This is a genomic window from Streptomyces sp. NPDC005151, from assembly GCF_053599875.1.
In genome coordinates, this window is the sequence record NZ_JBSFYR010000024.1 from 1 (window position 1) to 12367 (window position 12367).

General features: G+C 71.1%; 11 protein-coding genes. 3 read left to right on the forward strand and 8 right to left on the reverse strand.

From position 1 onward, the window contains the following. Positions 1-532: 532 nt before the first annotated feature. The 4 genes from fxsA to ACWD6R_RS15525 all read right to left on the reverse strand — a co-directional run bounded on the left by fxsA (position 533) and on the right by ACWD6R_RS15525 (position 4647). Positions 533-1123: an FxsA family membrane protein gene (gene fxsA, locus ACWD6R_RS15510; protein WP_451819150.1), complete on the reverse strand. Its 591-nt coding sequence runs from the start codon at positions 1121-1123 to the stop codon at positions 533-535. A 96-nt stretch (positions 1124-1219) separates the two neighbouring features. Then, on the reverse strand, positions 1220-1987 hold the full coding sequence (locus ACWD6R_RS15515; protein ID WP_451819151.1) for a polyprenol monophosphomannose synthase: 768 nt from the start codon (positions 1985-1987) through the stop codon (positions 1220-1222). Between the two features lie 527 nt (positions 1988-2514). After that, entirely contained in the window at positions 2515-4161 is a 1647-nt protein-coding gene (locus tag ACWD6R_RS15520; RefSeq protein ID WP_451819152.1) for an amidohydrolase, read from the reverse strand. A gap of 45 nt (positions 4162-4206) precedes the next feature. Continuing rightward, entirely contained in the window at positions 4207-4647 is a 441-nt protein-coding gene (locus ACWD6R_RS15525; protein ID WP_024493538.1) for an Lrp/AsnC family transcriptional regulator, read from the reverse strand. Positions 4648-4851: 204 nt separating this feature from the next. Between ACWD6R_RS15525 and ACWD6R_RS15530 the strand changes: the two genes are divergently transcribed. Continuing rightward, a complete protein-coding gene (locus ACWD6R_RS15530; RefSeq protein ID WP_451819153.1) occupies positions 4852-5253 on the forward strand; it encodes a hypothetical protein in 402 nt (133 codons plus the stop codon). A 504-nt stretch (positions 5254-5757) separates the two neighbouring features. Here ACWD6R_RS15530 and ACWD6R_RS15535 read toward each other — a convergent pair. From ACWD6R_RS15535 to ACWD6R_RS15545, 3 genes are all read right to left on the reverse strand, one after another. Further along, entirely contained in the window at positions 5758-6930 is a 1173-nt protein-coding gene (locus ACWD6R_RS15535) for an acyl-CoA dehydrogenase family protein (RefSeq protein ID WP_451819154.1), read from the reverse strand. 444 nt (positions 6931-7374) lie between these two features. Next, positions 7375-7758, reverse strand: coding sequence for a hypothetical protein (locus ACWD6R_RS15540; protein WP_451819155.1), 384 nt, complete (start codon positions 7756-7758; stop codon positions 7375-7377). 83 nt (positions 7759-7841) lie between these two features. Continuing rightward, positions 7842-8000, reverse strand: a complete 159-nt coding sequence (locus ACWD6R_RS15545) for an SCO1431 family membrane protein (RefSeq protein WP_451819156.1) — start codon at positions 7998-8000, stop codon at positions 7842-7844. Between the two features lie 404 nt (positions 8001-8404). On the opposite strand from ACWD6R_RS15545, the gene ACWD6R_RS15550 reads away from it, so the two are divergent. Both ACWD6R_RS15550 and ACWD6R_RS15555 read left to right on the forward strand, forming a co-directional pair. Continuing rightward, a complete protein-coding gene (locus ACWD6R_RS15550; RefSeq protein ID WP_451819157.1) occupies positions 8405-9895 on the forward strand; it encodes an MFS transporter in 1491 nt (496 codons plus the stop codon). Positions 9896-9955: 60 nt separating this feature from the next. Further along, positions 9956-10606, forward strand: coding sequence for a TetR/AcrR family transcriptional regulator (locus tag ACWD6R_RS15555; protein WP_451819158.1), 651 nt, complete (start codon positions 9956-9958; stop codon positions 10604-10606). Positions 10607-10914: 308 nt separating this feature from the next. Here ACWD6R_RS15555 and ACWD6R_RS15560 read toward each other — a convergent pair whose 3' ends face one another. Then, positions 10915-12282, reverse strand: coding sequence for a peptidase C39 family protein (locus tag ACWD6R_RS15560; RefSeq protein ID WP_451819159.1), 1368 nt, complete (start codon positions 12280-12282; stop codon positions 10915-10917). Positions 12283-12367: the final 85 nt, after the last annotated feature.

A 12367-nucleotide genomic window follows, 5' to 3' on the forward strand; every position in this document is an offset into this window, starting at 1 on the left:
GTGACTTCCGGCATCTCCCCAGCGTCGTACGGAACGGAGCGGTCCGTCCCTGCGTTCCCCGTACGTTCGCGCAGAGTGACACACCGAGTGTGTGTCACGGCCCGCGGCTCTGTCGCGTGCGGGGTGGGTGCCGTGGGCGTCCTGCGGCCTGCTCTTCCGTCTCCGAGCGCCGTTCGGGTTTGATTTCTCCGTCCCGGGCGTGAACGCCGGACAGGGGAACTCGAGCCCGTCCGGCGATCGAGGACAGCCGTTCGGACGGGGCCCCGTTCAGGGGGTGGCTTCGGAAGGGGACCCGCTCAGAGCCTGTCGGGTGACCTCTGACCGCGTCCACTTTCCGATCGAAGGTCACCCGAAAGGCTCTCAGCTTGAGATTTAACCTCGCCGCTCGAACACGGCAGCCAGTCGGCGTCACGGCTCTGATGTGCGCTCTATATGCACCATTGCGCCCCGCTTTGAGTCGCCCCAACAGGCTTGCTCGCGGGGTGAGAAGAGCTGGTCAGCGCTGTTCGAATCTGGGGGTTAAATCTCAAGCTCAGGGGGTGAGCGGGGGGCGCGGGCCGCCGTCGGGGCGCGGGCCCGGCCGAGTCTCCGTGTCGCGGATGACCTCGCCCTGGACGACCTTTCCGTCCGGACGGCGGATCCGGGCCTGCTGGAACGTGTCGGAGAAGCTGCCGGGGGCAGCGGTGCGCATACGGCGGTCCAGGGACCGCTCCGTGTACCGGCCGAGCGTCGCGCGGACCGGCGGCACCAGCAGCAGGAGTCCCGCCACGTCCGAGATCATCCCCGGGAGGATGAGCAGCAGCCCGCCGAGCATCAGGAAGCCATTGCCCTTGCTGCCCGACGGGGCGGTGGGCGGCGCCGCGGCCTCACCGGGCCGGGCCGGCATCTGCTGGAGCGTCTCGGTGAGGTTGCGGAAGGCCCGGCGGCCGGCCGCCTTCATCACCACGGCCCCGAGCACGACGCCCCCGATCAGGAGCAGCAGCACGGTGAAGCCGCCCGCCACGTCCGCCACCAGGGTCAGCAGCCAGATCTCCAGCACTGCCCAGGCGGCGATGGCGAGCGGGATGAGGGTACGGGCGCGCGAGCGTCGCGGTGCGGTCGGGGGCGGGGTGCCGGTCGTCATGGTCCCCAGTGTGCCTGGACGGATGTCCAAGCGGGATGACGGCCTCCCCCGCGATAGGGAGTCCACTCCCTATCGCGGGGGGCCGTAAGGGGGTGATCAGGAAGACTTGCGGCCCAGGACCCGGTTCGTACGGGCGGCGATGCCCCAGGCCGTGACCCGCCACAGCGCCTCGACGAGGATGTCGCGGCTCATCTTGGAGTCGCCGATCTCGCGGTCCACGAAGGTGATCGGGACCTCGACGACGTGATACCCCGCGTCGATGGTGCGACGGGCCAGGTCGACCTGGAAGCAGTACCCCTGGGAGGCGACCTCGTCGAGGCCGATCCCCTTCAGGGTCTCCGCCCTGAAGGCCCGGTAGCCGCCGGTGACGTCCCTGGTCTGCAGTCCGAGGAGCAGCCGGGAGTACGTGCTGCCGCCGCGGGAGATCATCTCGCGGGACTTGGGCCAGTTGACCACGCGCCCGCCCGGCACCCAGCGGGAGCCGAGCACCAGGTCGGCGCTCTTGAGGGCGGTGAGCAGCCGGGGCAGTTCCTCGGGCTGGTGGGAGCCGTCGGCGTCCATCTCCACGAGGACGCCGTAACCGTGGTCGATGCCCCAGCGGAACCCGGCGAGGTAGGCGGCGCCGAGCCCTTCCTTGCCCTTGCGGTGCAGGACCTGGACCTGGCTGTCGGCGGCGGCGAGCTCGTCGGCGATCTTCCCGGTGCCGTCGGGACTGTTGTCGTCGGCGACCAGGATGTCCGCGTCCGGTACCGCGGCGCGCACCCGGGTGACGATCGGCTTGATGTTCTCGGCCTCGTTGTAGGTCGGGATGATCACCAAAGCTCTGCGGAGCGGGCCGTATCGCCTCTGACCGCCGTCGTTCACTTACTGCCCCTCACGTCCGTACACAGGTGCACACCATATCGATCGCATCAGGGCCGGGGACCGACGCGGTAGGCAGCTGTCGGGCGCCGGCCCGGACAGAAGGAGGGAAGTGCGGACAGAACTGCGGATCGGGGCCCGGCGCTCTTCGGGCCGACCTGGGACCCGCTGGCTGCGGGTCGACCGAGAGCCGTTGTCTACTGAACGTCCGGGCCCCACCCGGGTCACACCTGCCGTCCGGTTCACACCTTCCCTCGCCCCCGAGGCGCGGGCGCTGAACCTGGCTGTCAGTGGTGGTGCGCCGGTGCGGCACACCACCCCATGACCCAGCGGCGTTCGACGACTGCGTGGAGGTTTAACCGGTCGGACGTCCTGTGGTGGACTCGGCCGAACCTACCGGCCCGTGGGCGCCTCCTGTCAATACCCGTCTGACCTGCGATGTTTACCGAAGTTGCCTGGTCAGTACCGGAGATACGCAGGTCGCGGGGAAGCGGGGGCGCCTTCGATCGGCGGTACGAAATGTCGGGACGTCACTCGTTCGGCCGCACGTAGACAGTTTGTCCGAAGACCACGGTCCGCAGACAGACCGGGAGGTCGCCGCCCGGGGTGAGATCCGGCAGGCCTGGCGTCCCGGACCTCGGGTCGGTCGACCAGCGGGCGACCCGGTCGTCCGGGGCCTGGACCACGAGCTCCTCGGTGCGCCAGACCGCGTAGTCGGCGGGGGCGCCGGGAACGAGGGTGCCCGCGTCGTCGCGGCCGACGGCCCGCCAGCCGCCCCTGGTGTGCGCGGTGAAACCGGCCCGTACGGAGATCCGGTGCTCCGGCGTCCGGTGGAACGCAGCGGCCCGTACGGTCCCCCACGGGTCCAGCGGGGTCACCGGGCTGTCCGAGCCGAAGGCCAGGGGCACACCGGCCCGCAGGAGGGCCGCGTACGGGTTCAGGGTGCGGGCCCGGTCGGCACCGAGCCGCTGGGCGTACATGCCGTCCTCGCCGCCCCAGGCGGCGTCGAAGGCGGGCTGGACCGAGCCGGTCAGACCCAGCTCCGCGAAACCGGCGATCGTCTCGGGGGTGAGCATCTCGGCGTGCTCGACGCGATGGCGTGCGGCGCGGATCCGGGGCAGCCCGAGCGTCTCGGATGCAGCCCGGACCCCTGCCACGACGGCGGCGACCGCCGCGTCGCCGATGGCGTGGAAACCGGCCTGCAGACCGGCCTCGGTGCAGGCGGTGACATGGGCGGCGATCTGCGCGGCGTCCAGGTGGGCGGCACCCCTGCCGCCGGCCGGTCCGTCGGCGTAGGGCTCGTGCAGGCACGCGGTGTGCGAGCCGAGGGAACCGTCGACGAACAGGTCACCGGCCGCACCGATCGCGCCGAGTTCACGGATCCTGCGGGCATCCTTCTCGTCCGCGACCTGCTCGGCCCAGTAGCCGAAGACCCGCGGTCCAGGCCGCCCGGCGGCAAGCTTCAGCAGGGCGGTGAAGTCCTCCTCGTCGGAGATGTCGGGTCCGCCGCACTCGTGAAGGGTGCCGATGCCGAGCGAGAGGGCGTGGTCCAGGGCGGCACGCTGCGCCTCGGCACGCTGCTGCGGCGAGATCGCGCCATGGGCGGCGGAGCGCACGGCGTGGTGGGCGGCGCCGGTCAGCGGGGCGTCGGGGCGGTAGCCGGCCAGCGCGGTGACGCCGGGAACCAGATCGAGGAGGGCGGTCGTGACGACGGCGGAGTGCACATCGATCCGGGGCAGATAGAGCGGCCGGCCGCCGGCCGCGGCGTCGAGCTCGGCGCGCGACGGAGGCCGCTGCTCCGGCCAGCGCGTGGCGTCCCAGCCGTGTCCGAGGACGACCCGGTCCGTGGGGTGCGCGGCCGTGTACGCGCGTACGAGGTCGAGCGCCTCGGCGAGGGTGCGGGCGCCCGCGAGGTCCAGGCCGGTGAGGGCTAGGCCGGTCGAGGTGGTGTGGACGTGGGCGTCGGTGAACGCGGGAGTGACCAGGGCCCCTTCGAGGTCGATCACTTCGTCGACGCCGCTCGCGAAGGCGTCGGCGGCCCCTTCCGAACCCACCCAGGCGACATGGCCGCGTTCGACGACCATGGCGGTGGCGAAGGGATCGGCGGGGCTGTGGACGTCTCCACCGCGCAGCAGCACGGTGCGGTGTTCGCTCTGGGGGGCGGTGCTCTCGGTCATGGCACCAGTCTCGCCCTTGTGCGGAGCGGCGCCGTCCGCGCCCCCTCAGATCTGCGGGGGGCGTGCCTCGTACGGGGTGGAGAGGACGACGGTGGTGCGGGTGGAGACCCCTGCCAGCGAGCGGATCCGGGTCAGCAGATGCTCCAGCTCCAGCGGGGTCGCGACGCGCACCTTGAGGATGTAGTTCTCGTCGCCCGCGACGCTGTGGCACGCCTCCAGTTCCGGTACACCGGCGAGCCGCTCGGCGATGTCGTCCGGCGCGCTCGGGTCGAACGGTTTCACCGAGATGAACGCGGTGAGGGGCAGCCCGACGGCCTCGGGGTCGACGACCGCGGCATAGCCCCGGATCACCCCGCGCTGCTCCAGCCGACGGACACGCTGATGAACGGCCGAGGTGGACAGGCCCGTGGCTTTGCCCAGGTCGGTGTAGCTCATCCGCCCGTCCTTGACGAGCAACTCCACAATCTGACGGTCCAGCTCCTCCATGCGGATCAACCTATGGCCCCGGGTCCCTCCAGGCACAGTCGCAGGGGCCCCGAACAGGGCACCCGCATGGGGCATGTGATGAATGCCACAGGTTTATGGATGGGTAGCCGACGACCTCGCGGTTACGGCGGATGCGCGACGGGAAGTGCTTGCTGTGGTCGAGGCCGTGGCGCCTTGTCGGCCCACCCGAGGGGGAGAATCTCCATGCAGAGCCTGAAGCTCACCGGACGTACCGAACCGGAGCCTGTTGAACCCGTCGAGGACTCAGCTCCCGACGCGTACGACACTTTTGAGATGTACCGGGTGATCTGCCCGGACTGTGTGCAGCCGATCGCGCTGCTGGCCGACGAGGACGTGCTGCCGGAACACGCGCTGTGCCCGACGCCGTGGAACCCGTTCGTCCTCACGGTGTGCGCCGGAACCGGTCGCGACGCCGCGCAGGCACGTCCGGCCGACGAGTCGCTCGAACTCCAGGAACAGGAGATGGGCCTGCTGTTGACGCTTCCCCAGGGGCTCGACTGGAGGATGCAGCCGTTCTCGCACGCCGGTGGCGCGGGTTCGCGCCCGCTGCGGGTGCCGCACCAGATCCGCCGCAACGCCGCCTGAGACGCCCTGACGCCGCCTGAGAGCCTGTCGGGTGACCTCTGATCGGGCGGCCGACTCTCCGTCTGCCGGGTTCCTCCGGCAGACGCCCGGCACACACGTGCGGCACCACGACGGCCGGGCCGGCGTGGTGCGGGTGATCGAGCCATGCCCGCGCGGCAGGGGAACCTGGCGAACGGGCGCTCGAATCCTCGCAGCAGTGACCCGGCCCCGCCCCACGGCGTTGGCCTGGCATGACCCTGCTGCAATCCACGGCCGGCCCCGGTCGTCGCCGTCTCACCGCTCCGACCCCCAAAGCATCGGTTCCGCAGCCCGGTTCGCAGCCGGTACCCCCGTCGGCGTCCGCTCCGTCAGCGCCGCGCGCGGTGCCGCATTCGACGGATCCGCCCATCTACCGGGCGATGCTGAGCCATTGGGAGTCCACCGGCAGGACCCTGCCGGGCCGTCATGACCAGGAGTGGAACCGGATCATGACGACGCCCGTCTGGTCGGACCGGCCGTTGCGCCTCAGCGGGTCTCGGGACCCGCGAGGTGGCGCGCGATGACCATGCGCTGGATCTGATTGGTCCCCTCGACGATCTGCAGCACCTTGGCCTCGCGCATCAGCCGCTCGACGGGGAAGTCGAGGGTGTAGCCGTAGCCGCCGAGCACCTGGACGGCGTCGACGGTGACCCGCATAGCCGTGTCCGTACAGAACAGCTTGGCCATGGCCGCCTGCCGGGAGAACGGCCTGCCCGCGTCGCGCAGCCTCGCCGCCTCCAGATAGAGCGCACGGCCCGCCTCGATCTGGGTGGCCATGTCGGCGAGCATGAACCGCAGCCCCTGGAAGTCGGCGATGGGGCGGCCGAACTGCTGCCGCCCGGTGGCATATGCGACGGCCTCGTCCAGGGCCGCCTGTGCGACGCCGATGGCGCAGGCGGCGATGCCGAGCCGCCCGGAGTCGAGTGCGGACAGGGCGATGGCGAAACCCTGCCCTTCCTCACCGATCCGGCGGGCGTCCGGCACCCGCACACCGTCGAAGTGCAGCTGGGCGGTGGGCGAGCCCTTCATGCCCATCTTCTTCTCCGGGAGGGCCGCGTTCAGCCCCTCGGCGTCGCCGGGGACCAGGAAGGCGGTGATGCCGCGGGCACCCTCGACGCCGGTCCTCGCCAGAACCGTGTAGAAGTCGGCGATACCGCCGTGGGTGATCCACGCCTTGGTGCCGGTGACGACCCAGTCGTCGCCGTCACGCACGGCCTTCGTGCGGAGCGAGGCGGCATCGGAGCCCGAGGCGGGCTCGGAGAGGCAGTAGGCGCCCAGCAGGCCGCCTGCCAGCATCGCCGGCAGGTGTTCCGCCTGCTGCTCCTTGGTGCCGTATCCGGCGAGGGCGTGGCAGGCGAGCGAGTGGACGCTGACGCCGAGGCCCACGGTGAGCCGGGCGGCCGCGAGCTCTTCGAGCACCTGGAGGTAGACCTCGTAGGGCTGGTCTCCGCCGCCGTGGGCGGAGTCGTACGGCAGACCGAGCAGTCCGGATTCGGAGAGCAGGGTGAAGACCTCGCGCGGGAACCGGCCCGCGTCCTCCTCCTCCGCCGCGTTCGGCGCGATCTCCCGCTGGACAATGTCGCGGACGAGCGCGACGAGCTGCCTGGACTCCTCGGTGGGCAGACGACGCTCCACCAACTGCGGGGCACGGTCGGACATGACGGCGCTCTCCTCCCTGTCGGGCGTTGCGGCGGTGCGCCCGCGGGGTGTGAGCGGCTCCGCCGGGGGACCTCCGGACCGGGGCCCGGAAAAGCACTAGTACCCAAACCGCTGCTGCCCTCCCGGATTACGAGAGTTGCTGGCCAGCGGCCGTGGCGGGTCGAGTATGCCCGATCGGACGGTATCCGTCACGGGGTGACAGGGAGGGTGCCCGGACGACCCGTGCGGGGCCGGACGACCAAGGGAATGGTCCGAACCATTGACCCAACCGGTCCACTCCGTCTACGGCTCCGGGCAAACCGGCCTTTCCACGTTCATGCCAAGTCCGAGGCAAGGCCATTCGCCTGTCCCCACTCGAAAGCTCCCTCCCCCACGAGGAGCGACGATGTACCGGCTGCGCCGTTGCCCTCGCCGGTCAGCGCAGGGCGGCGGCCGGGACTTCACTCACACCGACGGTGGCATCGGCCCCGCAGTGAGCTGCGGGAACTGACCGGGTAGCACGAGTGCACCAAGACGGACCTGGTCAAGCTCGTCTCGCATCTGGTGGACGCGATCTGGCACGACGAGCGTTGCGAGGAGCAGGTGCGGGCCGAGCTGCTGCAGCAGATGCGCACGGACCTGATCGAGCCACCGACCGCCGCCCAGGTCAACACGATCATCCGCTCCGCGCTGCACCAGGCCGACGAGCGCGCCGTCACCGAGGTCGCCGCCCGGCTTCCGCGGGCCGAGGGCTGCCAGCGCCGGCTGGACGCGCTGGTCTTCACCGACCTGACCGGCGACGGCGCCACGCAGGGCGGCAGGGCCGCGGTGGACGGCGACACCGCGCACTTCAAAGCCTGGACCGACGCGGAAAGGGGCGGGGAGCCGGGCAGGCCTCCCCGCCCCTTCCGTGTGCGCCGAGCGCACCACGGTCACATGAGGCCGAGCCGGGTGACAAACATGGCGATGACGACGACGAGCGTCCAGCCCAGGAGGTTCTCCACCAACTCGGACCGGTCCCCCGGACCTCCGGTCCGTGCACGGCGGCGGGCAGTGGAGGTGGTTGCGGCGGCGGTCGCGGTCGCGGTCATGGCATCCCACTCGGTCGGCCGGCAGTGAACGTCCCCCGGTGACCCGACCACAGTGCCGGCGGAACCGGCCCCCAGGGTAGAGACATCGGTCACTGCCCCGAGGTCCGCCGGGCTCGCGTGAGGACACCTGTCGGATCGGAGCGCTCCGCTCCGTTAGAGTGGAGCCGAGCCGCAGGACGTCGCTCGTGCGATCGCCATGCTCGCTGGCGAGGAATCCGGGCTCGTCACCGCCGTGTCGGCGGTGAACGGCGGGTTCGGCGTCGCGCAGATGTGACGCCGCCGGCCCCTGCCCGGCCGCCACGTCGGCGCCCGGACAGGCGGCCACCCCCTTGTTTCGAGCGGATCGCCCCCACTTCCGTGCGGTGGCGATGCCGCCCCCTCAAATCGATATGGAGGAGTCGTCAGTGGACGACACCAGAACTCAGCACCACGGCAAGTCGGCGTCGCGACCGAACTTGGTGCTGGCGGCACTGCTCGCCGCGGTGGGCTGCTTCTCGCTGATGCAGACCCTGGTCATTCCTGCGATGTCCGTGCTCGCGGAACGCCTGCACACCGACACCGCCACGGCCGGATGGCTGATCACCGCATTCCTGCTCGGCGGGGCCGTCCTCACCCCCGTACTGAGCCTGCTCGGCGACAAGTACGGCCACCGACGGCTCCTCGTGATCGTCCTGCTCGTGTTCCTCGCGAGCACCCTGGGGGGCGCCGCCGCCCCGAACATCGGCTTCCTCATCGTGATGCGCGCCGTGCAGGGGGCCTCCATGGCCTCGCTCCCGCTGGCCCTCGCCCTCGTCCGCGAAGCAATGCCCCGGGAACGGATCGCCTCCAGCTTCGGCACCACCGCCGCCATGCTCGGCGGCGGCGCGGGCATCGGGCTGGTCCTGGGCGCCCTGATCATCCAGCACACCTCGTGGCGCTGGATGTTCGGCGTCGAAGCGGTGTTCATCGCCCTGGCGACCCTCCTGGTCATCGCCTGGGTGCCGGAAAGCCCCGAGCGCCACAGCAAGCGCGTCGACGTGCCCGGGGCCATACTCCTGGCCGGCGGGCTCGTCGCCCTGCTCCTGGCGATCACCGAAGGCACGAAGTGGGGCTGGCTCTCCGCCGGAGTGCTGTCGCTCTTCGCGGCCGCCGTGGTGCTCTTCGCCATGCTCAGCGTGGTGTCGGCCCGCCGGTCCGACCCGATCCTCGACCTCCGGCACGTCACCCACCTGCCGATGCTCGTCACGAACCTCGCGGCGCTGCTGATCGGTATGGTGCCGTTCTTCTTCTACGTCCTGGTCCCGCTACTGCTGCAGCTGCCCACCGGTCTTCCGCCCGTGCTACGCCCGGCGGCCTCCTACGGAGGCGGTCTGACCATCGTCCAGGCCGCACTGCTGATGCTGCCGAGTTCGCTCTTCGTCGTCCTGGGCGGGCGAACCGCGCACTGGCTGCGCGGGCGGCTCGGCACCCGGGCACCCCTGGCCGCATGCATGATGCTGATGACGTCCGGAGCCGTGCTTACCGCGTTCTTCCACAGCTCCCCGGCGCAGCTCACGCTGTGGTTCTGCCTGGTCGGCCTCGGTGCGGGCTACGGGTACGCGGCGCTCGCCGACCTGGTCGCGGCGCTCGTGCCGCGCCGCGAGATCGCCTCGGGCAACGGACTGAACACCGTCATCCGGACGGTCGGCAGCGCCGTGGGCAGCCAGCTCGCCGTCGGCTTCCTGCAGACCTTCACCGTGCACGGCACGCCCGTGCCCGCCGAGAAGGCCTTCACGGTGAGCTTCTGGGTCGCCGCCGCGCTCGGCGCCCTCGGTATCCTGCTCGTCGGGGCCCTGCGCATCCGCCCGTACCACCAGGACGCCACGCCCGAGTCCACCGTGGCAGCACCGGCTCCGGTCCTCAGCAACCAGCACTGACCCAGTCAGCCCGCCCACGCGGCAGGACCGCGTCGACTGCCGCACCGAAGGAGCACGAGCATGCGCGCCGACCGCACCGGACCGCCCCGCGGACGCCAGAAGGAAGCCGACCGCAACGACGAGCGGATCCTTCGCGCGGCACGCGAAGTCTTCGCCGAACACGGCTGGAACGCCCCCGTCTCGGAGGTCGCCCGCCGTGCCGGCGTAGGCATGGGCAGCCTCTACCGGCGCTACCCCGCCAAAGAGGACCTCGCCCAGGCGCTGCGTGTGGAGGGCATGAACGAGATGGCCTCCCTGGCCCGCACCGCCATGGCCGACCACCCCGACCCCTGGACCGCGCTCGTGGCCTTCCTGCGAGCAACGCTGTCCGCCACCGACACCGGCTCCCTCCTCCCCCTCATCGGGGGCCGCCTGCCCGCCACCGACGAGGTCGACGCCGCAGACGACCGCCTCCGGACGGCACTCGACGACCTGGTCGACGCCGCCCACCGGTCCGGCGCACTGCGCCCGGACTTCAGCTCGGCGGACCTCCCGCTGCTGCTCAACCACCTCAACACCCGCCTGCCCACGACCACCGAGCGCGCGGTCGAACTGCACCTGCGCTACCTGGACCTCGCCCTGAGCGGTCTTCAGAACCCCGCGAGGACGGGCATCCCACCTGCCAGCCCGCCCAACTGGGCGGAGCTGAGGGACCTCTGGAACGCCCCGTGACCGCCGGGGGAACGGCCGGGATCGGCGCGTAGCCGGCCCCTCGGCAAGCCCCAGGCCGGTGGAACCGGTGTCCAGAGGTTTCGCGCAGTCCGGCAGGACGGTGACCGGCCTGCCGGACTGGTGGTGGTTGCCGCGGCGGCCGGGTGCGGCTGAACGAGGTGCGGTCGGGGGGCGTCCGAGTGCTGGTCGTGTCTCGCCGGCTCGGACATCGCTCGATCAAGGTCACGGTGGACCAGTACGGCCACCTCACGCAGGACGGTCAGGAACGCTGCCGTCAGGTCGTCGAGGCGCCGTGGGGCCGCACATGCTCACACCAGGCCGAGCGACCGCAGAGCGCGCTGCTGACTCGGTGCCGGGTCAGCAGGCCAGTAGATGTAGCAGACACCGCCTGTACCGCTTCTGACCTTGCCGTTTGCATCGTAGCGCTTGGTGCGGAGCCAGATCGTCTCCCACTCGTGGCGCTTGTAGATCCGGCGGACGGCCTCGTCGCTCGACGAGGCGGGGTCGTTGGCGATCACGTCGCCGTCCGCCGTGAACCCGATCACGGTCATGAGATGGCCGGAGGTCCCGTACCCGGCCCCGGTCAGCTCCTCCTTGAGGAACGACTGCGACGTTATGGCCGGGATACCCGCCCGGATCAGCGTCTCCAGGTCCGTCAGCGAACTCAGCCGGGTCACCACCGCGCTCATGCCGTCGTACGTGGCGGCATAGGCGGCGTTGAACGGCCAGTTGCCGCAGCCCTCGTACTGGTAGTCGTACGTGAAGCGGGCCGCGTGGCAGACCTGCGGGTCCGCGAGGCCTGGCTTCACCCAGGCGAGATCCTCGGTGGTGGGCCTCCGCCCCCAGTACTCGATGATCATCTGCGAGGAGGTGGGGCTGCACCACGCCTCACCGCCGTTGTCGTACTCCGGGTACTGGCCGGCGTGCACATTCTGCGAATAGCGCGGCACCGGCAGTTCCCTGGCGAGGCCCGGCGTGCTGGGCTCCACGGTGAACCGGTCGGGGATGTCCGAGGCCATCGCACCGAGCCGCCACACGGTCGGCGTGAGGCGACTGCCCGGGGTCCGGTAGAGGGTGAGCCGCAGCCGGTAGGAGACCAGCCGCAGCCCGCTCGCCGCGTCGTCCACCGAGAAGGTGTCCGTCCAGATCGAACTTCTGCCGTCGGTCTGGTCGTCGACGGAGGTACGGCGGATGTCGCCGTCGCCCGCCGCCCAGCGGCCCATCACGTACCAGGGAGTCTCGGTGTCGTCCGAGTAGCGGCCGCACAGCTCGATCTGGATCCAGGTGCCGGCCGGGGCGTCCGCGTTCCAGGACGCGATCACCTCGGTGGCCGGGACCGACGAGCGGTGGCTCGGCGAGGTCCAGGTCGCGTACTCCCAGGCCGCCGTCGTCCCGGTGTGCGGGTCCGTGTAGTCGGTACGCCCCTGCGGGGTGCCGATCACCAGTCCGGGCCGTCGGCCCGCGACGGCGCGCGTCCCGGCGCCGGAACCGCTGCGCCAGTCGGTGTACGTACGCCAGGAATGGTTGTCCACCAGGGATGCGGCAGCCGAGGGCGCATGGGGCGGGGCGAGCGAGGGCGCGGCGGCTGCGGAGCCTGCGGACGCCGCCGTGCCGGCGCCGGCGGCTACGGCGAGCGCGGCAGTCAGCACGGTTCTGCGTGAAGTCGGTCTGTTCATGGGCGAGTCCCCCGGTCGTAAGCGGAATGGGGCTGCGGGTGCACGACAGTGCGCCAACTATTACGGTTCACAGCCGGATTGGGCC